Source organism: Saccharopolyspora erythraea (genome assembly GCF_018141105.1).
Classification (GTDB): Bacteria; Actinomycetota; Actinomycetes; order Mycobacteriales; family Pseudonocardiaceae; genus Saccharopolyspora_D; species Saccharopolyspora_D erythraea_A.
The window spans coordinates 8,218,963-8,243,897 of record NZ_CP054839.1 but is presented as its reverse complement, the minus strand read 5'-3'; the positions used below and the strand labels follow the sequence as shown (position 1 = coordinate 8,243,897).

The following is a 24,935-nucleotide window of genomic DNA, read 5'->3' as shown; positions in this document are numbered from 1 at the left end:
CGGTGTGCTCCCCTCCCCTCGCCTGCGCAATGACCTGCGTCGCTGCTGCCCAGGCCGGACACCGCACTCGACGAGTCACGAGCGGGATCGGCGAGCGCTGCGCCTTGCGGGTCAGACCCTGACGGCACCTGCCCACACAGGTGTCCACAGAGTTGTCCACAACTGTGTACGAAGGTACGACAGAGTACTCGATCGTTCCGCCGTGGGTCCCCCGCAACGCCCCACCTGCCCGGTGGCACGGCTGCGACCGAGGTCACGCACACCTCGCGGGGCCCGGTGACTCCCACCTCGCCGGGCCGGATCGCAGGGGCGCACGCTAGCAAGGCGCCCATCGGGCGACAAGCCACCCCATCGCCGTGCGTCAAGATCGGCGGTGTGGCAGGCTACTGCCGAGCCCGCCTCGGCAGCGGCCGAAGGCACCCCGGATTCGACCGGGTGAAGACCTCTGCGTACTCTCGTACAGTCCCCCGCTTCACGAGCGGGCATGTCGCTTGGGCAGATGTCACTGCCCGACGCGTGCAGGTGCCATGCACACCGCTCGGTGTCGGCTGAGCGGCTGCGGCTTGAGAACAGTGGGACACCTGACCAGACCAAGCATGGCCAGCCGTGGCCATCGTGCCTGTAGTAACCGGGAGATCCGACCGTGAGCAAGGGCAAGCGCACCTTCCAGCCGAACAACCGCCGTCGTGCCAGGAAGCACGGCTTCCGGCTGCGCATGCGCACCCGGGCGGGCCGGGCCATCGTGGCCACGCGCCGTCGCAGGGGTCGCGCCAGCCTGACCGCCTGACAGCCGGCCTGTGCTTCCTGCGGCTGCCCGGCTGACCAGGAGCCAGGAGTTCCGCCTGGTGGTCCGCCGCGGTCGCCGAGCCGGACGGTCCCGCCTGGTGGTGCACGTGTTGCCGCCGGACACCGAGGCGCGCGCCGAACTCGACGCGCCCCCGGGCCGGAACGAAGGGCGACCGTCCCACCGCGCGGAGTCACCGGAAGCCGACGTGCACACGGCACCCACCCGGGATTCGAGCGAGTCGACCCGGGTGGGTTTTGTCGTCAGCAAGGCCGTGGGTTCGGCCGTGGTCCGGCACCGGGTGGCCCGTCAGCTGCGCCACCTGATGCGCGACCGCATCCCGGCGCTGCCCGCTGGCACACTGGTGGTGGTACGCGCCTTGCCCCCGGCGGCCGGTGCGCCGAGCCGGGACCTCGGTGCGGACCTCGACGCGGCGTTGCGCAAGCTGCGCCTGACCGGCACCCGGGCCGAAGGCGCCGCACGCCCTCCGACGGGTTCCAGGTGATGGCAGAAGACGCCGTGAGACCAGCAGGCGATCCGGCACGGGACGACCTCGTGACCGACGAAGACAGGCTCCGAGCGCCAGGCCGGCGCGCGAGCCCGCTCGCCTGGGTGCTGCTGGTTCCGGTGCACGCCTACCGCAAGGTGATCTCTCCCCTGTTGCCGCCGTCCTGCCGCTTCTACCCGAGTTGCAGCGCGTACGCGGTCGAGGCGCTGACGGTGCACGGCGCCCTCCGGGGCAGCTGGCTCACCGCGCGCAGGCTGCTTCGCTGCGGCCCGTGGCACCCGGGCGGACTCGACCCGGTGCCGCCGCGCCGGACGTCAGGTCGTGCCCGCGCACCCCAGACCCCTGCCGAGGAGTAGCTCAGTGCTGGATTTCATCTACTACCCGGTGTCGGCCATCCTGTGGTTCTGGCACGAGGTGTTCGGTTTCGTGCTGGACCCCGCCAGCGGCTTCGCGTGGGCGCTGTCGGTCGTGTTCCTGGTCTTCACGCTGCGGGCGCTGCTGTTCAAGCCGTTCGTGCACCAGGTCCGGTCGATGAAGAAGATGCAGGAGTTCGCGCCGCACATCAAGGCGCTGCAGGAGAAGTACGGCGACGACCGGCAGAAGATGGCCCAGGAGATGCAGAAGCTCCAGGCCGAGCACGGGTTCAACCCGGTCAGCGGCTGCCTGCCGATGCTGGTGCAGGTGCCGGTCTTCATCGGCCTCTTCCACGTGCTCAACGGGTTCCGGCCCGGTGCTCCCTCCAACTACGTGTTCAGCGCCGAGGACGTCGCCTCCTTCGTCGAGGCAGACCTGTTCGGCGCGAAACTGTCGAACACCATCAGCCAGGCGCCGGAGGTGCTCGCGCACTTCCAGACCGACCGGACCTCGATGCTGCTGGTCGGCGTGCCGCTGATGATCGCGGCCGCGATCGCGACCCACTTCACCGCGCGCCACGGCGTGGAGCGGCAGACGGCCGAGGCCGCGCAGAACCCGCAGACCGCGGTGATGAACCGGATGACGCTGTGGCTGTTCCCGATGTTCGCCATCGTCGGCGGACCGTTCCTGCCGCTGGCGATCCTGATCTACTGGCTGGCCAACAACTTCTGGACGCTCGGGCAGCAGCGCGTGGTCTACCGCCGGATCGACCGCGAGGAGGCCGAGAAGGCCGGCGCGCCCGCTGTGGTCGACTCGACCGCGGTCACCGCGAGCGGCAGCACCGGCGCGGCGAAGGCGGAGCCCGCCGCGCGGAGCGCCACCGAGCCCGGGGCCGAGGCGAAGGCCGAGCCCGCGGCGAAGGTCGAGGAGTCGGCCTCCCACGACGAACCCGGTGAGATCCCCGGGGTGATCGAAGACCGTTCCCGCGACACCGACAAGCCGGGCGAGACCCGGTGAGGCCGTCGCATACCCCTGGAGAGGAGACACCCAGTGTCTGAGACCGTGCAGGAGCCGAGCCAGGCCGAGGCGCCGGAGCCGACCGTCAACTCCGAGTCCTCCCCCAGCAACGCCGAGACGCTGCTCGTGCAGGAGGGCGACGTCGCGGGTGACTACCTCGAACGGCTGCTGGACCTGCTCGACTACGACGGCGACATCGACCTCGACGTGGAGGCCGGCCGCGCGGTGGTGAGCATCGACGGCGGCGAAGACCTGGAGAAGCTGGTCGGCAACCGCGGCCAGATCCTGGAAGCCCTGCAGGAGCTGACCCGGCTCGCGGTGCAGCAGGACACCGGCGTTCGCAGCCGGTTGATGCTCGACATCGCCGGGTGGCGCGCGGGTCGTCGCGAGGAGCTGACGACTCTCGGGCGCACCACCGCCGAGTCCGTGCTGGAGACCGGCAAGGAGACCAGGCTGCGTCCGATGACGCCGTTTGAGCGCAAGATCATCCACGACGCGGTCGCGGCGGTCGAGGGCGTCCACAGCGAGAGCGAGGGCGAGGAGCCGAACCGCAAGGTCGTCGTGTTCAAGAGCTGACACCGCCGGAGCGGTAAGACGCAACGCTCGGCTGGGGACTCCCCCCGGCCGAGCGTTTTGCTTTGTCGGGGACCATGACCTCGTGGCGACCTCCGCCCGGTGCGTGTTTCACGTGAAACAACTCGGACGGGTTGGTGTCAGGTCGCGAAGGTCGATCCGGCAGGCTTAAGAGGTGCACCCGCGCTCGGCGCGGAGTTCGCCGCGCAACGCCTTCGTGACGTTGCTCCGTTTCACGTGAAACATCGACACCGGGATGGAAGACTGTGACCGCTGCGGAAGGTGAGCCGGTACGGACTCCGGACGTCGCGAAGACCGTGTTCGGCGATGAGCTGACGACGGCCGGGCGGTTCGCCGAGCTGCTCCGGGAGCACGGTGTCCGGCGAGGACTGATCGGTCCACGGGAGCTGGACCGGCTCTGGGAAAGACATCTGCTGAACTCTGCGGTACTTGCGGAGTTGCTACCACCGAATTGCCGGGTGGTGGACGTAGGCTCTGGGGCGGGATTGCCGGGCATTCCGCTCGCGATCGCTCGCCCGGACCTCGAACTGACCCTGCTGGAGCCGATGGCCCGGCGGGTGGCGTGGTTGCAGGAAGTCATCACGGAGCTCGGTCTCAACGCCGAGGTGATGCGTGGACGTGCCGAGGAGGGACCGGTGCGGGAGCGGCTGGCGGGCCAGGACGTGGTCACCGCTCGCGCGGTGGCGCCGATGGCACGCCTGGCGAAGTGGTGCCTGCCGCTGCTGCGTCCGGAAGGCCGGTTGCTCGCGCTGAAGGGCTCGTCCGCTGCCGAGGAGATCGAGCGGGATGCGACGGCGATCCGTGCGGCCGGTGGGGGCCGCCTCGAAGTGGTTTCTTGTGGTGACGGAGTGCTCGAAGTGCCGACGACCGTCGTAGTGGTGGAACGGGCGCAGCCCAGAACTACGTCCGGTCGGCGTCGTGACGGTGGGCGTCGGACGAGGAAGGATCGTTGACGGTGAATCCGGAGTCGAACGGAGCGGGTCATGTTTCACGTGAAACAAGGGGACGCGCCGTGGGCGGTATGCGCTTCCCCTCGACGGGAGCGAGTGGGAATGAGCAGTCGATGAGCGATTACGGATCCACCGACATCGGCTGGACTCCGATCATGGAGGAGGCCGAGCGCGCGACCCGGGTTCTGCACCCGGAGACCATGCAGCTCCCCCGCCCCGACCGCCGGCGCATCCTCACGGTGGCCAACCAGAAGGGCGGCGTCGGCAAGACCACGAGCACGGTGAACCTGGCCGCCGGTCTGGCGTTGCAGGGGCTCAAGGTCCTCGTCATCGACCTCGACCCGCAGGGCAACGCGAGCACCGCGCTCGGCGTGGACCACCGGTCGGGCGTGCCGTCGGTGTACGAGGTGCTGCTCGGCGAGATCAGCATCGCCGATGCCGCCGCGCCGAGCACCCAGTCGCAGAACCTGCTGTGCGTTCCGGCGACGATCGACCTGGCCGGCTCGGAGATCGAGTTGGTGACGATGGTCGCCCGCGAGGCCCGGCTGAAGGAGGCGCTGAACTCCGAGGCGCTGGAGCAGCTCGCCCCCGACTACGTCTTCATCGACTGCCCGCCGTCGCTCGGCCTGCTCACGGTGAACGCGCTCGTCGCGGCGCACGAGGTGCTGATCCCGATCCAGTGCGAGTACTACGCGCTGGAGGGTCTGGGGCAGCTGCTGCGCAACATCGAGCTGGTGCAGTCGCACCTGAACCCCGCGCTGTGGGTGTCGACGATCCTGCTGACGATGTACGACGGCCGGACCAAGCTGGCCGACCAGGTCACCAACGAGGTGCGCGGTCACTTCGGCGACCTGACCCTGCGCACGGTGATCCCGCGGAGCGTGAAGATCTCCGAGGCGCCTGGCTTCGGGCAGACGGTCCTGACCTACGACCCGGGCTCGCGGGGCTCGATGAGCTACCTCGACGCCGCGAAGGAGATCGCCGAGCGCGGCGCTGGAAGGAAGTCGGCATGACCGAGCGAAAGGGTGGTCTCGGTCGGGGCCTCGCCGCGCTGATCCCGAGCGGCCCGCCCGCCGAGGGTGGCTCGACGTCCACCTCGACCTCGACCAGCGTCCGCCTGCGCGGGTCCGGGTTCAGCGCTCCCTCGTCCTCCACCTCCGCTGCGGAGGAGGAGCCGGATGTTTCACGTGAAACAGGCGGCACCGTGGCGGGCGCCGTCTACCGCGAGGTCGACATCCAGGCGATCACGCCGAACCCGAAGCAGCCGCGCCAGGTCTTCGACGAGGAGGCGCTGGCGGAGCTGCAGCACTCCATTCGCGAGTTCGGCCTGATGCAGCCGATCGTCGTCCGCGAGCTGGAGACCGACCAGTTCGAGCTCATCATGGGCGAGCGCCGGTGGCGTGCCGCGCAGCGCGCCGGGCTGGAGACGATCCCGGCGATCGTCCGCCAGACCCAGGACGACGACCTGCTGCGCGACGCGCTGCTGGAGAACATCCACCGGGTGCAGCTGAACCCGCTGGAGGAGGCGTCGGCGTACCAGCAGCTGCTCGACGAGTTCGGCGTGACGCACGACGAGCTGGCCGACCGGATCGGTCGCAGCCGTCCGGTCATCACCAACACGATCCGGCTGCTGCGGCTGCCGATGCCGGTGCAGCGCCGGGTCGCCGCCGGGGTCCTGTCGGCCGGCCACGCGCGTGCACTGCTGAGCCTGGACGAGCCCGGCGGCCAGGAGGAGCTCGCCAGCCGGATCGTCGCGGAGGGGCTTTCGGTGCGCGCCACCGAGGAAGCGGTGACGCTGAAGAAGAGCGACGGCCCGGCCAAGCAGGCGAAGCCCGCTCCCCGCAAGCAGATGCAGGCGCCCGGGTTGCAGGGTTTGGCCGAGCGGCTGTCGGACCGGCTGGACACCAAGGTGAAGGTCGAGCTCGGACGCCGCAAGGGCAAGATCGTCGTGGAGTTCGGCTCGGTGGACGATCTTGAGCGCCTCGCGGAGTTGATGTTGGGCGAGAAGGCGCGTCAGATCGACGACCAATGACACCGGGGCTTTCCGTCACGGTGACGATCTGAAAAATAAGGCAAATCGGGCGGCTGAAGAAGCCGCCGAAACGAACAGGGCCCGCCGGGAAGGCGGGCCCTGTTTCACGTGAAACATCAGGTTCGGGAGATCGCCCGTTCCACGAGCGTCGCGAACACGTCCCCCAGCGACCGCCCGGCCGCCTCGATTGCCATCGGCAGCAGCGAGGTCTCGGTCAACCCGGGCGACACGTTCACTTCGAGGAAGTGGACCGTGCCGTCCCGGTCGATGATCGCGTCGGTGCGGGAGACGTCGCGCAGCCCGAGCAACCGGTGCGCGGCGACGGCGAGCTCGCCGGCGGCGGCCGCGGTCTCCGGGCTGAGCTCGGCGGGAGCGCGGTACGTCGTCAGCCCGGCGGTGTAGCGGGCGGTGTAGTCGTACACGCCGTTGGTCGCCTCGATCTGCACCGCGGGCAGCGCCTCGGGGCCGTCCGGTCCGTCCAGCACGCCGATCGCCACCTCGGTGCCCTCGATGTACTTCTCGACGAGGACGGTGTCGCCGTAGGAAAGCGCGCCGACCATCGCCGACGGGAGGTCGGCGGCCTCGCGCACCACGCGGGCACCCAGCGCCGAGCCGCCCTGGTCCGGCTTGAGCATCAGCGGCAGGCCGAGCTTGGCCACCAGGGCGTCGAGCACCGACTGCGCGCCGAGCTCGCGGAAGGTCGCGTGCGGCAGCACCACCCAGTCCGGGGTGGTCAGCCCGGAACGGGCCAGCTCGGCCTTGGCCGTCGGCTTGTCCCACGCCCGGCGGCAGGCCCGCGGATCGGTGCCGACGTAGGGGATGCCGTACATGTCGAGCACCGACTGGACCGCGCCGTTCTCCCCCTCGCCGCCGTGCAGCGCGACGACAACGGCGTCCGGGCGTTCCTGCTCGATGCGGGAGAGCAGCCGCGAATCGGCGTCCCATTCCGCGACCGTCATCCCGACGGACCGGAGCGCGGCGGACAACCGCCGACCGGAACGCAGCGACACATCACGCTCGTGCGAGAGCCCGCCGGCCAGCACGGCGACCCAGCGATCGGACAATCTTCGAACACCCCTGAAAAGTGATGGTCCACTGCGCGTGGCGCTGTGAGCGCCACGCGCAGTGGACCGGACGGTTGGAACTCGTGGCCGCGTGAAGATTACGCGGTGTCGGGCGAGGGAGCCTGCGGTCCTTGGACGGCGCGCTGCGGCACCGAACCGAAGGTGCGCACCAGCTCCATCTCGTCGGTGAGCGTGTTCGCCAGCCGGCGCACGCCCTCCCGGATCCGCTCCGGTGTCGGGTAGCAGAACGACAGCCGCATCTGCCTGCTGCCGAGCCGGTCGGCGTAGAAGCCGGTGCCCGAGGCGTAGGCGACGCGCTGGGTGACCGCCCTCGGCAGCATCGCCTTGGTGTCGACCCCTTCGGGAGCGGTCAGCCACACGTAGAACCCGCCGTCCGGCCGGGTCCAGGAGCAGCCCTCGGGCATGTGCTGCTCGAGCGCGCCCAGCATCGCGTCGCGGCGCTCGCGGTACTGCTCCCGGAAGATCTTGATCTGGCCCTGCCAGTCGTGCGAGGTGAGGTACCGGGAGACGATCATCTGGTTCAGCGTGGGCGGGCACAGGGTCGCCGACTCGGCGGCGAGCACCAGCTTCTCGCGCACCGCGTGCGGGGCCAGCACCCAGCCGACCCGCAGGCCGGAGGCGAAGGTCTTGGAGAACGAGCCGAGGTAGACCACGTTCTCGGGGTCGAGGCTGCGCAGCGCCGGGTAGGTCTGCCCGTCGAAGCCCAGCAGCCCGTACGGGTTGTCCTCCAGGACCAGGATGCCGTGCTGGGCGCAGATCTCCAGCACCTCGGCGCGACGGTCGACTGCGAGCGTGACACCGCCGGGGTTGTGGAAGTTCGGGATCGTGTAGAGGAACTTGATCCGCTTGCCCTGGGCGGACACCTCGCTGATCGCCTGCCGCAGCGCCTCCGGCTGCAGGCCCTCGTCGTCCATCGCCACGTGCACGACCTCGGCCTGGTAGGCGGCGAAGGAGCCGAGCGCGCCGACGTAGGAGGGGCCCTCGGCCAGGACGACGTCGCCGGGGTCGCAGAAGATGCGGGTGACCATGTCCAGCGCCATCTGGGACCCGACGGTCACCATGACGTCGTCGGGGTGGGCGTTGATGCCCTCCATCGCCATGATCTCGCAGATCTGCTCGCGCAGCTCCGGCACGCCGTGGGCGGAGCCGTACTGGAGGGCGGACTGACCGTCGGCGGAGATCAGGCCGGCGACCTCACCGGCGATCGAGTCCAGCGGGAGCGCGGCGAGGTTGGGCATGCCGCCGGCCAGCGAGACCACCTCGGGGCGGCTGGCCACGGCGAAGAGAGCTCGGATCTCGGAGGCCGTCATGCCCGCGGTGCGCTGGGCGTAACGCTCCACGTGCGCATCGAGGCTGCGTGCCGCGCCCTGCTTGTCGGGCGTGCTGTCGTTCGGCTGGCTTCCGTGATCGGACATTCCGCGCTCCGGGGTTCGGTTGTGCGCTTCGGGTGCTCGTCGCGGGCTACGACGGCGATCGCGCGATTCTAACCGTGTTATCGCGGTAACACCGCCGTCGTGTAACGGGCGCCTCGCAGAAACCGACTCGGCGGTAACCCATCTCACCCCATCGATAGTGATGCCGCGGACCGCAGCGCTTGGAGGTGCCGACCACCGCGGCATATCCTGACCACGCCCCGCCAGGTCCTTCTGCGGGGCTCCACGCGGGTTTCCAGGAGGCCAGGGTGTCGCGACGTGTCGTCGGCGTCACGCTGGACAACCTCGACCACCTGCCCAAGAAGTGCCGCCGGTGCGTGTTCTGGGAGCTGGCGCCGCACGTCCGGGAGCAGGCCGAGGAGTTCGGCGAGACCGACCTGGAGAAGGAGGCCTGGGTATCCAGCGTGCTGCTGGAGTGGGGTTCCTGTGGTCGGATCATCTACGTCGACGGCGTGCCCGCGGGCTATGCCATGTACGCGCCGCCTGCCGCCGTGCCGCGTGCCGCGGCGTTCCCGACCTCCCCGGTCAGTGCCGACGCCGTCCTCATGACGGCACTGCGGATCAACTCCGAGTTCGAGCAGGGCGGCCTCGGCCGCGTCCTCGTGCAGAGCGTCGCCAAGGACCTGACCCGGCGCGGTGTGAAGGCGATCGAGGCGTTCGGCGACCTCCAGGAGACGGCGGGCGGCTGCGTGATCCCGGCGGGCTTCCTGCAGCAGGTGGGCTTCAAGACGGTCCGGCACCACCCGAAGTGGCCGCGCATGCGGCTGGAGCTGCGCACGGCGATCTCGTGGAAGGAAGACGTCGAAGCCGCCCTGGAACGCCTGCTGAGCTCGGTTTCGGTCAAGACAGCGGAACCGGCCCTCGGCGGCGCGTTCAGCCGCTGACAGCGGATCTCAGGGGCGGCACGGGGCCTATCGGCGACGGCACCTGTTCCGGATCGGCAGCCGGCCCGGCGGTTTCACGTGAAACACGGGCAACTCCTGTCACTCGCGTTCCGCGGCGCCTGCCGCCATGACTTTCCGATTCGGCATGTGCCGTGCCGGGGTGCAGCGTGCCGGAATCGACCGGAGTGCCGCTGACCTGCCGGATCGGCACACCCTGCCGATCCGGCACGGCAGGGCTCAGGCGCCCTCGGCGCGAGCGAGCTCGTGGCGCAGCAGGTCGTTGAAGGTGAACGTGCCGGTCGGCTGGTCGTCCTTGCCGAGCAGGTACAGGCGCTTGATCGCGACAAGCAGCCCCTCGGCGACGATGTCGCGGAAGCGCGGGTCCATCAGGCGGCGGTGGTCCTCGGCGTTGGTGAGGTAGCCGATCTCGATGCGCACCGCGGGCATCCGGGTCAGCCGCAGGACCTCCCAGGTCTTCGGGTGCGTGCGGCAGTCGCGCATCCCGGTGCGGGCGACGATCTCGCGCTGCAGGAAGCCTGCCAGTGCCTCCCCCACGGTCGAGGTGGTGCCGTTGCCGGTGCCGAAGTGGAAGCTGGCCACGCCCTGCGCCAGCGGCGAGGCGTTGCCGTCGGTGTGCAGCGACAGGAACATGTCGGCGCCGGCCTCGTTGGCGAAGGCGGCGCGCTCGGCGTCCGGCGGGCTGGCGTTCGGGCCGCGGGAGATCAGCGCCTCCATGCCGGTGGCGATCATGCGGCCCTCGAGGCGCCGCGCGAGGTCCCACACCACGTCGGCCTCCGACACGCCGCCGACGCAGACACCGCGGTCGGCACCGCCGTGCCCGGGGTCGATGACGATGCGCTTGCCGCGCAGCCGCGGACCGGCCCGCCGCACCTTCTCCTGCTCCCGCAGGAACACCGGACGGCCGCCGCGCACCTTCGGCGCGAGCTGGCGCAGCGCGCGCAGCGTGCCGGGACCGCAGATGCCGTCGGGGTTCAGGCCGTAGTCGCGCTGGAAGCTGCGCAGTGCCTGCTCGGTCTCGTGGCCGAAGATGCCGTCGGGGCGTCCCGCGTCGTAGCCGAGCTCCAGCAGGCGCTCCTGCAGGGCGAAGACGTCGTCACCGCTGACGGGCTTGGAGACCAGGAAGGCCAGCGAGCGGTCGCCGAGCCGCCAGCGGGCGTCGGTGAGCGCGCGGTAGGTGGCCGGGCCGACGACCCCGTCGGTGATGAGACCGCGTTGTTGCTGGAAGACCCGGACCGCGTGTTCCACCGCTGCGTCGTAGGTGGCGGGATCCGGTCGGCCGTTGGGGGCCGGTAGCAGACCCAGCGCAGCAAGGGTGTTCCTGATCTCGGCAACGGCCGGACCGACGTCACCGCGGTGGAGCAGCTGCATGCACTCCTCGCTCGATTCAGGCGTCGGTGGGGACCGACGCGAAGGATGGTCCTAATCCCCCGGTGTCCTGCTTGCTCGTGTCCGGTTCGCGTTTCCGGGCACTGGGTCATTGTGCCTTGCCTGTCGTGTCACGGCGCTATGGCCCGTCGGCACCACGGGAGGGCGTGGGGACCATGTGTGTGTACACGATCGCGTGCAGTACGCGAAAACGCGGTCCCGCCACCCCATGCACATCGATGGGACGGCGGGACCGCGTTGGTGGGTTGCTTCAGATGGCTGCCAACGTCACAGCGCAGCGCTGTCGCAGCGTCACAGGTAGTCCTGCAGGTCGGACAGCAGCGCGGCCTTCGGCTTGGCGCCGACGATCTGCTTGACCGGCTCGCCGCCGGAGAACAGCAGCAGCGTCGGGATCGACATCACCTGGTACTCGCTCTGCAGGCTGGGGTTCTTGTCGATGTCCAGCTTGGCGACCGTGATCTTGTCGCCGTGCTCACCGGCGATCTCCTCCAGCACCGGGGCGACCATCTTGCAGGGGCCGCACCAGGTGGCCCAGAAGTCCACGAGGACGGGCTTGTCGCTGTCCAGGACGACGGACTTGAACGAGTCGGTGTCGACGGTCACGGTGTTGCCGGCCATGTTGATCTCCCTTGTTGAGGTCGAGTGCGAGGTCAGGGGGTGGTGAGGGTCTGCGCCGCGTAGCCGCCGCCGACGAACTCCGAGGCGATCTCGGCGGTCGGGACGGCCTCCTGCTCGGCCAGCCACCGCTCGGCGTCGATGGCCGCCGCGCAGCCGGAGCCCGCGGCGGTGACGGCCTGCCGGTAGGTCTTGTCGACCAGGTCGCCTGCCGCGAAGACACCGGGCAGCTTGGTGTGGGTGCTGGGCTGCTGGACGAGCACGTACCCCTCGTCGTCGACGTCGATCTGGTCGCGGACCAGCGCGCTGCGCGGGTCGTGGCCGATGGCGACGAACATGCCGGTCACGCCGAGCTCCGAGGTCTCGCCGGTCACCGTGTCGCGCAGCTTGAGCCCGGACACCGAGCCGTCGCCGAGGACCTCGTCGACGACGGTGTTGGTGATCCACTTGATCTTGTCGTTGGCCCGTGCGCGCTCCAGCATGATCCGGGAGGCCCGGAACTCCTCGCGCCGGTGGATGATGGTCACCGAGCGGGCGAAGCGGGTCAGGAAGGTCGCTTCCTCCATCGCCGAGTCGCCCCCGCCGACCACGGCGATGTCGTGCTCGCGGAAGAAGAACCCGTCACAGGTCGCACACGCCGAGACACCGCGGCCGAGCAGGCGCTCCTCACCCGGCACCCCGACGTAGCGAGCGGCGGCACCCATGGCGAGGATGACGGCGCGGGCGCGGTAGGTCTGGCCGTTGGCGTGGACGGTCTTGATCTCGCCCGACAGCTCCAGCGACTCGACGTCCTCCGCGCGCAGCTCGGCACCGAAGCGCTCGGCCTGCGACCGCATCTGCTCCATCAGGTCGGGGCCCTGGATGCCCTCGCGGAAGCCCGGGTAGTTCTCCACCTCGGTGGTCGTCATCAGCGCACCGCCGAACTGGGTGCCCTCGAAGACCAGTGGTTCGAGCTCCGCCCGAGCCGCGTACACCGCAGCGGTGTAACCGGCCGGGCCAGAGCCCACGATGATCACGTTGCGGACGTCGCCAGTCACCGTGCCCCTTCCGTTGTCGCGTGCTCCCCGCGGCGCCTGTCTGCGCCTGCGTACTGGGTGAACGCGATCCTATGCGGCTCTGTTCCCGGGCCGGTGGGCCCGTTGGGCACAGCACAGCGCGGCCCCGGCATCAGCCGGGACCGCGCTGGCAGCGACGCTTGGAAGGCCGGTAATGCCTCCCACGTACTGGGATCAGCCGCCGAAGGCGGTGTCCGACAGGGTGGCCGGGTTGCCCGGCCCGCAGTCGGTGCCGACCGTCAAGAGCCGGAACCGGCCGATCTCGCCGGAGGACAGGATCAGCAGCTGCGCGGGACGCCCGTCCAGGGTGACCTCGCGGGCACCGAGCGGGTTGGACCCCTGCACGCCGTTGGCCTGCAGGCAGCCGACGAGCTTGGCCGGGTCGGCCAGCGCCGCCGCGTACTGCTTCTCGCCGTTGAGCGCCTCGGAGAACTGCGCGGGGCTCAACGACACCTCGCCCTGGAACGCCAGTGGCGGCCTGCCGCTGGACGTGCCCGACGGCGGCTGAGCGGCGTTCTCGTACGGTCCGCCACCGACGGAGAAGACCACGATGCCCGCGACCGCGGCAGCGGCGGCGAGCACGCCGGCGCCTGCGGTGAACCTGCGCCTGCGACGGCGCTTGGCCTCGGCGAAGTCCACGACGCGGGCCGACTGCGCTTCCGGTGCGCTCTGCTGGGAAGCGGGCGCCTGCTGCGACCAGGCCCTGACCTCCTCCTCGAGCGCCGCGTCGATCCGCGCCGACACGTCGTCGGGGATCGACAGCGGCGGCAGGTCGCCGAGGTCGGCGGTGGTGGCGTCCAGTGCGGCCAGGATCTCCCTGGCCTCGGGGTCCTCCTCGACCTGGACCCGCACCCGGTCCGCGGTCTCCTGGTCGAGCACCCCGGCCTGGAAATCAGCCAGCAAGTCCACGGACCATGGTGGGCCCTGCGGCGCCCCCGAGCGCCGGTCTTCGCCACTCATCGTCCCTCCCGTCGACGCATGGCCTTGGCTCCATCTGGGACGTTCGCATCTGCACTTGGGTTCCGCAGGTGCCCCAGAAGTTTCGCCAACTTCGTGCGGCCACGTGCGCAACGGCTCTTGATGGTGCCTTCGGCGACGCCGAGCATCGCCGAGGTCTCGGAAACCGAGTAACCCTCGACGTCGACCAGCACGATCGCCGCGCGCTGGTCCTCGGGCAACTCGGCGAGCGCGTCCTGCACTGCCATCCGGGTGTCCTGCTCGGCCATGGCGTCGCGCGGGACGGCGGGCTCGGCAGGCCCGGTGTCGGGCAGCGGCACGGTCGGCCTGGCCTGGCGCCTGCGGATGCGGTCCAGGCAGGCGTTCACCACGATCCGGTGCAACCACGTGGTGACCTGGGATTCGGCGCGGAACGAAGAGGCGTTTCGGAAGGCCGAGATCATCGCGTCCTGCAGCGCATCCGCCGCTTCCTCGTGGTCGCGCATCGTGCGCAACGCCACCGCCCACAGCCGGTCCCGGTGCCGGCGGAAGAGCTCGGAGAACGCATGTGGATCTCCACTGGTGTGCGCCGCGATGAGGTCGGCGTCCGATCTGACGGGGACAGACACGATTGAGCACTCTACTGATCGCCGGCTCCCACCGGCTGCCCCGTTGCGCCAGTGATATCAGCCGGTGACGGTGACCTCGTTGATCTGCGACGAGAACCTGCCGTCGGCGCCCTGCACGAGCTGGGTGAAGACGATCAGGATCTTCTCGGTCTTGCCGGTCATCTCGATCTGGATCGGCGTCCGGCCCGCCTCCAGCTTGCCGGAACCGATCAGGGTGTCCGCGCTCGGCGACGGCGCGCCCTCGACCTTGTGGATCTCGACCCGCGCGCCGCCGCTCGGCGAGTCGATGACGACCTCGCGCGGCGTCGCGGCGCGCTCGAGCGTGAGCACACCGCCGGTGGCGCTGCTGATCCCGCCCGGGCCGAGCTGCTGGTTGTAGCCCGAGGTGTGCCAGTCGGTGGCCGGGTCGCCGTCGTACATCAGGCGGAAGCTGTTCGGGTTGTCCGGGGAGCCGTTGGCGTTGTACTGCGTGCCGCCGGTGATCGCGATCGGCGCGGCGGGCGGTGCGGGCGGCTGCCCCGGCTGGCCGCCGGGGTTGCTGATGATGGTGCCCTGCTGACTCGGGTGGTCGGCGGAGGTGAAGACGCTGATCAGGTTGGTGGCCAGCCAGCCGACCACCAGCAGCGTCGCCAGCGCCAGCACGCCGACGCTGATCAACAGCTTCTTGCGCTTGACCTGGTCGGGCTTGGGGTCCTCGGTCTTCCAGACCTCGTTGTCGCGGGTGTCCCCGCTGGTCGACGGCGCCTGCACGGACGTCGTCGGCGCGTCGAACGACGCGTGCTGCTCGAGCACCCGCAGCACGGCCGCGCCGGTGCGGACGCCGCCCGTGGTGCCGGTCTGGTCCGGGCTGCCCAGCGCGCGGACCGCGACGGTGGACAGCTCCAGCGGCACGGTGGGGCGAAGGGTGCGCGGCGCGACGATCGTGCCGTCCGGCCCGACCGGCGCCTTCGGCACGTCCTCCGGTCCGTCCGGCAGCGCCCACCTGCCGGTCAGCAGCAGGTAGAGCGCGGCACCCAGCCCGCGGACGTCCTCGCTGGAGGTCGCCTTGGCCAGCGGACCGGGGAACGCCATCCGGACCTCGCCGTCCGGGGTGACCCGGATGCGCTGCGGGTGGTCGGCGCCGAGCACCAGGCCGGCGTGGTGGGCCGCCTCGACGGCCGCGGCCAGCGGCTGGAGCAGCCGGGCGGCGGTCCCGGGCGGCAGCGGCCCTTCCGCGACGAGGTCGAGCAGGTCGGTGCCGTGGGTCCACTCGGCGATCACCACGCCGAGCACGCCCTGCGGATCACCGGGCGACTGCGTGACGACGTCGAGCACCCGCGCGACGCCGACGTGGTTGAACGTGCTCGCGTGCATCGCGCGTTCCAGCGTGCGGCGCGCGTTGCCGGAGGCCTCGGAGTCGGCACGATCACCGACCAGGATCGTCAGCGCGACGTCCCGGCCGAGGACACCGTCCTTCGCGCGCCAGAGCTGCGCGTCACATCTGGGATCGGTGCCGACCTTTGCGAGCAGCCGATAACGCCCATGGTCCAACACGGAACCGGGAGTGAGGCCCTGTTCTTTGGAACCCTCGCTCCCGGCGAACTCGTCGCGTTCCGGCGCTACCTGCTCGGTCGGTTTGCTGGTCACCTTCCCTCTCCCGCTCCTTCCGGTCCAGCCGGGGGCACCAGACACCCCCTCCCCCACGAAAGGAGACTTCCCGTTCGAGGGTACGTGACGCCGAACTTATCGACGACGCAGCAAACCCGTAAGCCGCCCGATCGCGGGCTGGAGTTCGGAAACCCGCAGCAAGGACATCAGTCCGAAGATCGCGACGAGACCGATAGCACTCCCGGCGACCGCCTGCATCCAGCCGGTTCCGGGCCCGGCGGCACCCGGCATGACGGCGTCGACGCCGAGCGCGACCAGCCACGCCAGCAGTCCACCGCCCGCCGAGGCGAGCAGCGTTTTGCCCAGCGTCACCATGAAACGGCGGCTGCGCAGCGGCCCGAGCCTGCTCCGCAGCCAGATCTCGCCGACCAGCCAGCCCAGCACGAAGCTCACCGAATTGATGACGCTGAGCGCGCAGAGCACCTGCAGCGGTGTCTCGAGGTTCGCCGCCAGCAACGACAGCGGAACCTTGAAGACCGTCATCAGCACCATGATCAGCGTCGGGGTGCGCGCGTCCTTCATGGCGTAGAACACGCGCATCTGCATCATCGTGACCGCGTAGGGCAGGACGCCGAACGCCGAGAGCGTCAGGGCGATGCCGATCTTGCCGACGTCGGTCGCGCTCTCGCCGAAACCGAGCAGTGCCAGCGTGATCGGAGTGCCGAGCGCGGTCATCACCGCGCTGATCGGCAGCAGGGTCACCGCCGAGAGCCGGTTGCCCAGCGACAGGTCGTCGATCACGCGCTTGTGGTCGCCGTCGGCGGCGGCGCCGCTCATCCGAGGCAGGATGGCGGTCATCACGGAGAAGCCGATCACGCCGTACGGGAGCTGGAGCAGCATCCAGACGATGTTGTACATCGCCCACGCACCGGCGCTGGTGCCCGCGCGGCTCATCGCCATCAGGCCGAGCTGGCTGATGCCGACGTAGGCGATCATCCACAGCGCGAGCCCGCCGAACTCGCTGAGCCGGGAGTCCCAGCCCCACCGCCACCGGAACCGGATGCCGGTGTGGCGCAGCGCCGGCAGCTGGATCAGCGCCTGCGCGACCACGCCGAGGGTGACGCCGATGCCCAGGGTCATCAGGTGCGCGTCGGTCATCCGCACCGGGTCGATGACGATCTCGCCCGGCAGCATCGCGTACACGCCGATGGTGGCGATGACCACCAGGTTGTTGACCACCGGGGCCCACGCGGGCGGGCTGAAGATCTCCTTGGACTGCAGGATCGCGCTGACCAGCGCGCTGACGCCGTAGAAGAAGATCTGCGGCAGCAGGAAGTAGGCGAAGGCGGTCGCCAGCTCCGGATTGCCCTTGTCCTCGCCGGAGGCGTATGCCCAGACCAGCCACGACGCGCCGACCACCGACAGCACGGTGCCGACGCCGAGCACCACGACGGACAGGCTCAGCAGCCGCTGCACGTATGCCTCGCCGCCGTCGTCGTCGGTCTTGGCGGCGCGCACCAGCACCGGCACGATGACGCTGGTCAGGATGCCGCCGATGAGGAACTCGAAGACGCTGTTCGGCAGGTTGTTGGCGACGGTGAACGAGTCGTTGACCACGCCGGTGCCGACCATCCAGGCCAGCATCACCTTCCACAGGAAGCCGGTGATGCGGCTGATCAGGGTGGCGATGGCCATCGAGCCGCTGGCCCGCAGCAGCGACGGCTTGCCCGGCGCGACCGGCCGGATGACCTGGGTCTGCTCGAGCGCCTGCTCGGCGGCCTGGTCCATGCCGGGCTCCGGCACCACCGTCGGGATCGGCTCGGTCGGCGCCGCGTGCCAGCCGCGCTGGGGCGGTCGCTGCGCGGTGGCGCCCTGCGGTGCGGGACGCTGCGGGGCTGGGACCTGCTGGGTCGGGGCCGAGTGCCCGGGACCGTGCGGTCCCGGGGCCTGCCTGCGCTGGAGCGGACGGGTCGGCTGCTCCGACGGGGGCGCGGTCGGTCGCGTGCCGGGCACGTGGCCGGGCCGGGCCGGCTCCCTGTCTCGGTTCACCAACTCAAATCCTCCGCTCACCGGGTTCACCCCTGGCTCCGAACGGGGCGTCACCCGAACAGGATGTCAGCCCGGGCTGCGGTCACTTTCGGTGGTCGTGAGCGGAGTGGTCTGCGACTCGGTACCCGTCTGCCCGTTGCTCGACTGTCCGGTACTCGACTGTTCGGTACTCGGTGATTCGGTGTCCGGCTGCTCGGAAGCCTGGGACGCGGCGTCCGGCTGGTCGGCCACGGCGGCGTTGGCCTCGGCCACCCGGTGGACGCGGTTGCGGAAGCGGCGGTAGACCCGGAACGCCGAGAGCACGATCAGCAGCGAGGCCGCGATGATCGTCAGCACCAGGATGACCGGGCCGTACGCCCCGGACTCCAGCCGCAGCCGCTTCGGCGGGCCGAGCTCGGTGCCCGACGGTGTGGCCAGCGAGATGTCGAGGGTGAACTGGCCGGAGCGGTGCACCGTGGTGGGCAGGAAGAAGCTGCGCCTGCCCTGCGCCGGGATCCGCAGCACACCGAGGTCCTTGGTCTCGAGCCCGGGCGTGCGCGGGATGCGGAACACCACCGAGACCGTGACCGGCAGGTCGTTGGCGACGGTCAGCGGGATGTAGTTGTCGGACTCGCCCCCGAGGGTGAGCTTTCCGTTGGGCTCCTCCAGCCGGACCCGCGAGAACTCCAGGTCAAGCGCCCTGTGCCCGGCGTTGACCCAGTACCGGGCCGCATCGGGGTTGCCGCGCCAGGCGCTGGACGCGCCCCGCAGCAGGGCGTTGCGCATCGGGTTGGTGACGTCGGCTTCCTGGACGTTGACCGCTGGCTCGCGGTCGGCGGCGCGGAACAGGTCGCCGACCCGGTAGTTCTGCGCCGCGAGCTCGTTGAGCACCCGGCGCGGGATCTCCCGCCCCGCGGCGTCGACCGGGTAGCTCAGGTCGACCTCGGGCAGCTTCGCCGCGTCCGGCTCCGGCAGCGACGTCGGCTGCACCAGGCCCGCGGCCGCGAGCTGGTCCATGCCGGTCAGCAGCGCGCGGACGTCCTCGCCGCTGACGTTCCACCGCCGCGGCGGCGCGACCAGCACCGAGCCGCCGGGAGCGGAGCCGGTGTTGGCGCGGAAGGCCAGCGCGCCGAGCGCGTTCTGCGCGGCGACGACGCCGTCACCGGTCTGCGGGGAGAGCTCGGTCGTCTCGCGCGCGGTGTCGCGCAGCGGGTCCAGCGCCGAGGCGACCAGCGGGTCGATGCTCAGCGCGGCGATGCCGCTGCCGCGGACCCGCGCGGGCGCCGGACCGGAGATCGCCTCGGGGCGCAGCAGAGCCGTGGTGATGCCGGGGCCGTCGGGCGCCTGGGCGGCGACCTGGCCCGCGGCGGGTTCGTCGATGGCGCCCTCGACCGGCCACAGGACGTCCTTGCGCGGCTCGACGCCGAGGGTCTCCTGCACGAGCTGCCTGCTGCTGGTGTCGAGCGCGCCCCTGATCACGTCGGGCAGTCCGGCCCGGCCCAGCGCCACCACGTCCGCGTCGCTGTAGGGCAGCGGGATCACGCAGCGGCCGGCGGTGGCCTCCTTCAGCTTGCTCAGCCACAGCCGGGCGGTACCGGCGCCGATGCCCTCCACCGTGCCGCCGCTGGGCTGCTGCACCAGGTAGCCGGTCTGCATCGCGCGAACCGTGGCGAGCAGGTCGGGGTCGATGGCGAAGCACAGCGAGTTGCCCAGCCGCGAGCCGGGCCCAGCCGTCTCGCCGACGGCGCGCACCAGCTCGTAGAGCCTGCCGCCGGGCGCGAGCGACTCCGACAGCAGGTCGTCCATGAGCACCGGTCGCGAGCCGGGCACCGGCCCGCGGGACAGGCGCGGGTAGTCGACGATCGGGACGAGCATCGTCGTAGGGGCGGGCTTGGGCGGTGCCGAGGGCGGCGCGCCGGGCGCCGCGAGGACCGGCAGCAGGAAGTGCGCCTCGTCGATGCGGGCGCGGGCGCCGCCCGCCGGCCTGCCGTTGACGTTGACCAGCAGCGGGTAGACGCCGGGCGAGGTGACCTGCAGCGAGTTGGGTCCGGTGAACGGGATCCTCAGCTCGAACGGCACCCGCTGACCTGGGGCGAGGCTGCCGGTGATCGAGGTGAAGTTCTGTTCGGCGACCGTCTGCGAGCCGTCGCGCACGGCCCGCTGAGCGGCGGCCTCGGTGGCCGCGGGCTCGCCGCGCTGGATGCGGGCCTCCACGTCGTGGATGGCGCGGGAGCTGGTGTTGGTCAGCGTGCCGCTGACGGTCACCTCCGGCGGCGCGCCCGCACCCGCGACCGAAGGTGTGATCTTCGACACTTCCAGTCGGGCGTGCGGATCGTCGTTCTGCGCGGTCGCCTGCGGTACCGGGACCGCGCCGAGCAGCAACACCGCGATCACGGCCGCTAGCACAAACCTCACGCCGGCTCCGTCCCACTGCCCCGGGCCGGTCGGGAACCGGCCGCGATGTCCGATGCGCCGTCGAGCAACGTCAGCGCCCGCCGCACCAGCCTCCGCTCGTCTGCGTAGGCCAGCACCTGCTCCAGTTCACCAAGCGGCACCCACGCCACCTCGGTGACCTCCACGTCCTCGTCGGAAAGCTCACCGCGCACCGCCTCCAGCAGGAAGTGGTGCACGGTCTTGTGCACGCGGCGGTTGCCCGCCACGAACCAGTAGTCGATCATGCCGATCGCCGAGACCACGCGGCCGGTTATGCCCGTCTCCTCGGCGACCTCCCGCACGGCGGTCTGCTCCGGGGTCTCACCCTGCTCGATGTGGCCCTTGGGCAGCGACCACAGCAGCCGGCCCTTGCGGTCCAGCCTCCCGATGATCGCAGCGAGCTCCCGGCCGTCGTCGACCACCAGCCCGCCGGCCGAGGTCTCGTCGACCGTCCGCAGCCGGCGGCGCCGGCGCCGGTTCCGACGCCCCGGCTGGGTACCGCCGGAGCGGCCGGGCGTCGGAGGCATGCCGCCGATGGTAGTGCCGACGGGGTGCGAGTCGGCGTCGTACCGCGTACGGCACGCGGGCGTGCCGACCGGTCGCGAAGGGCCCACCGCGTTGCTCCGGCAGGCACTCGCCGCGCCCCCGCTGAGCAGTCGATATCCTGGTTCGCCGTGTCCACCTCGCACCACGAACCCGCCGCCGCACCCGCCGACGACCAGGCCAGGGAGCGCGACGCACAACGCAACGCGGTCGTGGAGCTGGTGCGCACCGCACCGGTCGCCGAAGAGCTGGCCGAGCGCTTCGCCGCCGCGGGCCACCGGCTGTACCTGGTCGGCGGCAGCGTGCGCGACGCCCTGCTGGGGCGCCTTGGCACCGACCTCGACTTCACCACCGACGCCCGGCCGGAGCAGGTCCGGGTCCTGCTCGACGACTGGGCCGAGACGGTGTGGGACACCGGCATCCAGTTCGGCACGCTCGGCGCCTACCGGCATGGCACGACGGTGGAGGTCACGACGTTCCGCGCCGACACCTACGACCGGGTCACCCGCAACCCGGAGGTCGCCTTCGGCGACACCATCGAGGGTGACCTGCTGCGCCGCGACTTCACCGTGAACGCGATGGCCATCGAGCTGCCGAAGCGGGCGTTCGTCGACCTGCACGGCGGGATGGCCGACCTGGTCGCCCGGCGGCTGGACACCCCGGCCACGCCGCAGGAGTCCTTCGCCGACGACCCGCTGCGGATGCTGCGCGCCGCCCGGTTCGTCTCGCAGCTCGGCTTCACCCCCGCGCCGCGCGTGGTCGACGCGATGCGGGAGATGGCCGGTGAGCTCCTGCGGATCACCCCGGAACGGATTCAGGCCGAGCTGTCCAAGCTGCTGTGCGGGCGCCACCCGCGCGAGGGCGTCGAGCTGCTGGTGGACACCGGGCTGGCCGAGCACGTGCTGCCCGAGCTGCCCGCGATGAAGCTGGAGATCGACGAGCACCACCAGCACAAGGACGTCTACCGGCACTCGCTGGTGGTCCTGGACCAGGCCATCGACCTGGAGCGCGCCGAGGACCCCGACGGCGAGCCCGACCTGGTGCTGCGGCTCGCGGCGCTGCTGCACGACATCGGCAAGCCCGACACCCGCCGGTTCGAGCCGGGCGGCGGGGTCAGCTTCCACCACCACGAGGTGGTCGGGGCGAAGATGACCCGCAAGCGGCTGCGGGCGCTGCGCTACTCCAAGGACGTCATCAACGACGTCTCCGGGCTGGTGTACCTGCACCTGCGCTTCCACGGCTACGGCGAGGGCCAGTGGACCGACTCGGCGGTGCGCCGCTACGTCAACGACGCAGGCCACCTGCTGTCCCAGCTGCACAAGCTGGTGCGCGCCGACTGCACCACGCGCAACCGCCGCAAGGCCGCCGCGCTCCAGCGCTCCTACGACGACCTGGAAGCGCGGATCGCGCGCATCGCGGCGGAGGAGGACCTGGCCAAGGTCCGCCCGGACCTGGACGGCAACGAGATCATGCGGCTGCTCGGCGTGGACCCGGGGCCGGTGGTCGGCAAGGCGTGGAAGCACCTCAAGGACCTCCGGCTGGACCGGGGGCCGATGGACCACGACGAGGCCGTCGCCGAGCTGTTCCGGTGGGCCCGGGAACAGGGCATCGACGTGCCTGAGGACCGCTGAGCAGGCATTTCGCCGCAGCGCTATTAATAGTGGTTGTTGAACAGTGAATAGTGTTGCCGAGCAGTAACGCTCAGCGGTTGGTCTCTCGGACTACTAGTCCGTGGCCACTCCATGCGGGGGCGCCGTTCTGAGATCATGCGGATGTGGGAACGGACACCGACGTCGAACCCGGGATGCTGCTGGTGGCGGCCCCGCAGCTGCTCGACCAGAACTTCCGCCGCACGGTGGTGTACATCATCCACCACCGTGCGGAGGGCACCCTCGGAGTCGTGCTGAACCGGCCGAGCGAGGTCTCGGTCGACGACGTGCTGCCCAGGTGGGGGCCGCATGCCAGTGAGCCGCAGTCGCTGTTCGTCGGAGGCCCGGTCGAGCAGCGCACCGCCATCTGCCTGGCCGCGCTGCGCACCGGGGTCGACGTCGCATCGGTGTCGGGCATGATCGGCGTTCGCGGCCCGATAGGTCTCGTCGATCTCGACGGCGATCCCGCCGACCTGGTCCCGCGCGCGAGGGGGCTGCGCTTCTTCGCCGGTTACGCGGGCTGGGACGCGGACCAGCTGGCCGGGGAGATCGACCGCGGCGACTGGCTCGTCGTCCCCGCCCTGCCCGACGACGTCATAGCCGCGCCGGGACCCGAGCTGTGGGGCCGGGTGCTGCGCAGGCAGGGGCCGCCGCTGGCGTTCCTGGCCACGCACCCCGGGGATGTGAAGGTGAACTAGCGAATGTTCCGGCAGTGGTTCGCGTAGCGGTGCGAGCTGGGGCCCGCACCGCAAGCCGCTTGTGGAGCAGGCCCTAGCTGCTCTGCTGGAGCGCGCTGCAGCAGCCGCCCGCGCAGCCGCCGCAGCCTGCCGCCGGAGCGGGCTCGGGCATGGCCTCCGCCGCCCGGTTGCCGAAGACACCGCCCACGACCTGCAGGCCGAAGGCGCCGACGACGCCGATGACCGCGACGAGCACGACGCTGAAGGTCGTGGCCAGCGCGGGCAGCGCGGCGCCCGCGAGGACGCCGGTCGCACCGGCCGCCAGGTAGGCGGGGGCGGCGGCGCGGTTGGCGAGCTCGAACGCCTCCTCGCTGCGCAGGGTCGCGGGCGTGCGCACTCCGGCGTAGCGGTTGCGGGCGAGCTGCCCGCGCAAACCGCGCCATCCGACGAACAGCAGTGCCGCGCCACCGAGCACCAGCACCGCGCAGAGGATCACCTGAACAGCGAGCGTCACCAGAACAGGGTAAGGCTCCATCTGGTCGATACCCGCCGGACACCCGCGTCGGGTGTGCTGTAGCTCATGGTGAACAGACACGCGGTGACCGGAGTCGTGGCGGTCGCCCTGGCACTGACGGCCGCGGTGCCCGCGCACGCCGCCGATCGGGTGCGCCTGCTGGGCGAGCGCACGCTGCCGCACGCGATGGACTTCCAGGGCACCACCGTGGGCGGCCTCTCAGGCATCGACTACGACCCGCGCACCGGCGCATACGTGCTGATCAGCGACGACCGCTCGGAGCGGCAGCCTGCGCGCGGCTACCTCGCCGACATCCCGGTCACCGCCGGCGGGCTCGGTCCGGTGGCCCTGACGGCGACCCGGCCGCTTCTGCGCCCCGACGGCACGACCTACCCGGCGGGCAGCCTCGACCCCGAGGACGTCCGGTGGGATCCCCGCAGCGGTGAGGTCTGGTGGACCAGCGAGGGCGAGCGGCAGAAGGGGCTGATCGACCCGTCGGTCCGCAGCGCCACCCTCGACGGTTCGGCCACCGGTGAGCTGCCGCTCCCGCCGAACCTGGTCATGCGCCCCGACAGCGGTCCGAAGCAGAACGAGGCGCTGGAGGGCCTGACCTTCGCCGCCGACGGGTCGCTGCTGGTCAGCGCCATGGAAGGGCCGCTGGTGCAGGACGGCGAGTCGCCGACGTTCGAGCACGGCGCCCTGAGCAGACTCACCGCCCAGGACCGCTCCGGGGCCGTCGTCGCGCAGGTCGCCTACCCGCTCGACAAGGTGTTCGCGCAGTCGCCGACCGGCGGGTTCGCCAACAACGGCGTCACGGCGATCCTGGCCGACGGCGACGACCCGTTCCGCTACCTGGTGATGGAGCGCTCGTTCGTCGACGGCGTCGGCAACTCCATCCGGATCTACGAGGTCGACGCCAGGGACGCCACCGACGTCCGGGACGTCGCATCGCTGGCGGGCGCCGACGTGACCCCGGTGCGCAAGACGCTGCTGGCCGACCTGTCGGAGCTCGGGCTGAGCACCGTCGACAACGTCGAGGGCATGACCTGGGGGCCCGTCCTGCCCGGTGGCGAGCGCAGCCTGGTCCTCGTCAGCGACGACAACTTCTCCGCGCAGCAGACCACGCAGGTGATCGCGCTGGGCGTCAAGTGATCTCTGTTACTCTTGACAACGTGAGCAACGCTCGACTTCTTGCGAGACCGCGTTGAACGTCCGCTGACG

Annotated in this window: 24 protein-coding genes; 12 read left to right on the top strand and 12 right to left on the bottom strand. The window is 70.9% G+C overall.

The genetic code is table 11. The annotated features are described in order from the left end of the window. Nucleotides 1–643 precede the first annotated feature (643 nt). From rpmH to HUO13_RS37160, 8 genes are all read left to right on the top strand, one after another. Nucleotides 644–787 carry a 50S ribosomal protein L34 gene (gene rpmH, locus HUO13_RS37195; protein ID WP_211899484.1) on the top strand — a complete coding sequence of 48 codons (144 nt, stop codon included), beginning with the start codon at nucleotides 644–646 and terminating at the stop codon, nucleotides 785–787. Nucleotides 788–797: 10 nt separating this feature from the next. Next, the gene (gene rnpA, locus HUO13_RS37190; protein ID WP_211899483.1) at nucleotides 798–1,289 is read left to right on the top strand and encodes a ribonuclease P protein component; all 492 of its coding nucleotides are present in this window, start codon (nucleotides 798–800) and stop codon (nucleotides 1,287–1,289) included. A 50-nt stretch (nucleotides 1,290–1,339) separates the two neighbouring features. Then, entirely contained in the window at nucleotides 1,340–1,648 is a 309-nt protein-coding gene (gene yidD / locus HUO13_RS37185; protein ID WP_211899482.1) for a membrane protein insertion efficiency factor YidD, read from the top strand. A gap of 4 nt (nucleotides 1,649–1,652) precedes the next feature. Beyond that, complete coding sequence (gene yidC, locus HUO13_RS37180; protein WP_211899481.1) at nucleotides 1,653–2,663, top strand: membrane protein insertase YidC; 1,011 nt, start codon at nucleotides 1,653–1,655, stop codon at nucleotides 2,661–2,663. Between the two features lie 33 nt (nucleotides 2,664–2,696). After that, nucleotides 2,697–3,239: a protein jag gene (locus tag HUO13_RS37175; RefSeq protein ID WP_211899480.1), complete on the top strand. Its 543-nt coding sequence runs from the start codon at nucleotides 2,697–2,699 to the stop codon at nucleotides 3,237–3,239. Between the two features lie 263 nt (nucleotides 3,240–3,502). Next, nucleotides 3,503–4,210, top strand: a complete 708-nt coding sequence (gene rsmG / locus HUO13_RS37170; protein WP_211899479.1) for a 16S rRNA (guanine(527)-N(7))-methyltransferase RsmG — start codon at nucleotides 3,503–3,505, stop codon at nucleotides 4,208–4,210. A 110-nt stretch (nucleotides 4,211–4,320) separates the two neighbouring features. Further along, nucleotides 4,321–5,220 (top strand): ParA family protein, encoded by a 900-nt coding sequence (locus HUO13_RS37165; RefSeq protein ID WP_249124352.1) that lies wholly within the window; start codon nucleotides 4,321–4,323, stop codon nucleotides 5,218–5,220. After that, a complete protein-coding gene (locus tag HUO13_RS37160) occupies nucleotides 5,217–6,239 on the top strand; it encodes a ParB/RepB/Spo0J family partition protein (protein WP_211899478.1) in 1,023 nt (340 codons plus the stop codon). Before HUO13_RS37165 ends, HUO13_RS37160 begins: the two co-directional genes overlap by 4 nt. A 116-nt stretch (nucleotides 6,240–6,355) precedes the next feature. On the opposite strand, the gene HUO13_RS37155 is transcribed toward HUO13_RS37160, so the two are convergent. Beyond that, on the bottom strand, nucleotides 6,356–7,303 hold the full coding sequence (locus HUO13_RS37155) for a D-alanine--D-alanine ligase family protein (protein ID WP_211899477.1): 948 nt from the start codon (nucleotides 7,301–7,303) through the stop codon (nucleotides 6,356–6,358). Between the two features lie 98 nt (nucleotides 7,304–7,401). Further along, nucleotides 7,402–8,739, bottom strand: a complete 1,338-nt coding sequence (locus tag HUO13_RS37150; RefSeq protein ID WP_211899476.1) for a PLP-dependent aminotransferase family protein — start codon at nucleotides 8,737–8,739, stop codon at nucleotides 7,402–7,404. 266 nt (nucleotides 8,740–9,005) lie between these two features. On the opposite strand from HUO13_RS37150, the gene HUO13_RS37145 reads away from it, so the two are divergent. Beyond that, nucleotides 9,006–9,641, top strand: a complete 636-nt coding sequence (locus HUO13_RS37145) for a GNAT family N-acetyltransferase (RefSeq protein ID WP_211899475.1) — start codon at nucleotides 9,006–9,008, stop codon at nucleotides 9,639–9,641. A gap of 237 nt (nucleotides 9,642–9,878) precedes the next feature. Here HUO13_RS37145 and HUO13_RS37140 read toward each other — a convergent pair whose 3' ends face one another. From HUO13_RS37140 to HUO13_RS37100, 9 genes are all read right to left on the bottom strand, one after another. After that, complete coding sequence (locus tag HUO13_RS37140) at nucleotides 9,879–11,030, bottom strand: N-acetylmuramoyl-L-alanine amidase (RefSeq protein WP_211899474.1); 1,152 nt, start codon at nucleotides 11,028–11,030, stop codon at nucleotides 9,879–9,881. A gap of 309 nt (nucleotides 11,031–11,339) precedes the next feature. Next, nucleotides 11,340–11,666: a thioredoxin gene (gene trxA, locus HUO13_RS37135; protein ID WP_211899473.1), complete on the bottom strand. Its 327-nt coding sequence runs from the start codon at nucleotides 11,664–11,666 to the stop codon at nucleotides 11,340–11,342. Between the two features lie 32 nt (nucleotides 11,667–11,698). Next, the gene (trxB, locus tag HUO13_RS37130; RefSeq protein WP_211899472.1) at nucleotides 11,699–12,700 is read right to left on the bottom strand and encodes a thioredoxin-disulfide reductase; all 1,002 of its coding nucleotides are present in this window, start codon (nucleotides 12,698–12,700) and stop codon (nucleotides 11,699–11,701) included. A 192-nt stretch (nucleotides 12,701–12,892) separates the two neighbouring features. Further along, entirely contained in the window at nucleotides 12,893–13,627 is a 735-nt protein-coding gene (locus tag HUO13_RS37125; RefSeq protein WP_211903415.1) for a hypothetical protein, read from the bottom strand. Nucleotides 13,628–13,674: 47 nt separating this feature from the next. After that, nucleotides 13,675–14,283: an RNA polymerase sigma factor SigM gene (gene sigM / locus HUO13_RS37120; protein ID WP_009945745.1), complete on the bottom strand. Its 609-nt coding sequence runs from the start codon at nucleotides 14,281–14,283 to the stop codon at nucleotides 13,675–13,677. Between the two features lie 57 nt (nucleotides 14,284–14,340). Next, nucleotides 14,341–15,909, bottom strand: coding sequence for a protein kinase family protein (locus HUO13_RS37115; RefSeq protein WP_211899471.1), 1,569 nt, complete (start codon nucleotides 15,907–15,909; stop codon nucleotides 14,341–14,343). 96 nt (nucleotides 15,910–16,005) lie between these two features. Then, nucleotides 16,006–17,919 carry a murein biosynthesis integral membrane protein MurJ gene (murJ, locus tag HUO13_RS37110; protein WP_249124350.1) on the bottom strand — a complete coding sequence of 638 codons (1,914 nt, stop codon included), beginning with the start codon at nucleotides 17,917–17,919 and terminating at the stop codon, nucleotides 16,006–16,008. Nucleotides 17,920–17,985: 66 nt separating this feature from the next. Then, nucleotides 17,986–20,313, bottom strand: a complete 2,328-nt coding sequence (locus HUO13_RS37105; RefSeq protein ID WP_249124349.1) for a DUF6049 family protein — start codon at nucleotides 20,311–20,313, stop codon at nucleotides 17,986–17,988. Continuing rightward, a complete protein-coding gene (locus HUO13_RS37100; RefSeq protein ID WP_211899469.1) occupies nucleotides 20,310–20,858 on the bottom strand; it encodes an NUDIX hydrolase in 549 nt (182 codons plus the stop codon). The genes HUO13_RS37105 and HUO13_RS37100 overlap by 4 nt, the downstream gene beginning before the upstream one ends. 147 nt (nucleotides 20,859–21,005) lie before the next feature. Between HUO13_RS37100 and HUO13_RS37095 the strand changes: the two genes are divergently transcribed. Together HUO13_RS37095 and HUO13_RS37090 are read left to right on the top strand one after the other, a co-directional pair. Continuing rightward, a complete protein-coding gene (locus HUO13_RS37095; RefSeq protein ID WP_211899468.1) occupies nucleotides 21,006–22,505 on the top strand; it encodes a CCA tRNA nucleotidyltransferase in 1,500 nt (499 codons plus the stop codon). Nucleotides 22,506–22,648: 143 nt separating this feature from the next. Next, nucleotides 22,649–23,221: a YqgE/AlgH family protein gene (locus HUO13_RS37090; protein WP_211899467.1), complete on the top strand. Its 573-nt coding sequence runs from the start codon at nucleotides 22,649–22,651 to the stop codon at nucleotides 23,219–23,221. A gap of 73 nt (nucleotides 23,222–23,294) precedes the next feature. Here HUO13_RS37090 and HUO13_RS37085 read toward each other — a convergent pair whose 3' ends face one another. Continuing rightward, nucleotides 23,295–23,735, bottom strand: coding sequence for an SdpI family protein (locus HUO13_RS37085; protein ID WP_211899466.1), 441 nt, complete (start codon nucleotides 23,733–23,735; stop codon nucleotides 23,295–23,297). A gap of 45 nt (nucleotides 23,736–23,780) precedes the next feature. On the opposite strand from HUO13_RS37085, the gene HUO13_RS37080 reads away from it, so the two are divergent. Next, nucleotides 23,781–24,866, top strand: coding sequence for an esterase-like activity of phytase family protein (locus HUO13_RS37080; RefSeq protein WP_211899465.1), 1,086 nt, complete (start codon nucleotides 23,781–23,783; stop codon nucleotides 24,864–24,866). Nucleotides 24,867–24,935: the final 69 nt, after the last annotated feature.

Excerpts from the sequence above, each read along its gene's own strand:
- HUO13_RS37085 (WP_211899466.1), bottom strand. The coding sequence starts at position 23,735 with ATGGAGCCTTACCCTGTTCTGGTGACGCTCGCTGTTCAGGTGATCCTC.
- HUO13_RS37160 (WP_211899478.1), top strand. The coding sequence starts at position 5,217 with ATGACCGAGCGAAAGGGTGGTCTCGGTCGGGGCCTCGCCGCGCTGATC.
- HUO13_RS37165 (WP_249124352.1), top strand. The coding sequence starts at position 4,321 with ATGAGCGATTACGGATCCACCGACATCGGCTGGACTCCGATCATGGAG.
- HUO13_RS37100 (WP_211899469.1), bottom strand. The coding sequence starts at position 20,858 with ATGCCTCCGACGCCCGGCCGCTCCGGCGGTACCCAGCCGGGGCGTCGG.
- HUO13_RS37140 (WP_211899474.1), bottom strand. The coding sequence starts at position 11,030 with ATGCAGCTGCTCCACCGCGGTGACGTCGGTCCGGCCGTTGCCGAGATC.
- trxA (WP_211899473.1), bottom strand. The coding sequence starts at position 11,666 with ATGGCCGGCAACACCGTGACCGTCGACACCGACTCGTTCAAGTCCGTC.
- HUO13_RS37080 (WP_211899465.1), top strand. The coding sequence starts at position 23,781 with ATGGTGAACAGACACGCGGTGACCGGAGTCGTGGCGGTCGCCCTGGCA.
- HUO13_RS37150 (WP_211899476.1), bottom strand. The coding sequence starts at position 8,739 with ATGTCCGATCACGGAAGCCAGCCGAACGACAGCACGCCCGACAAGCAG.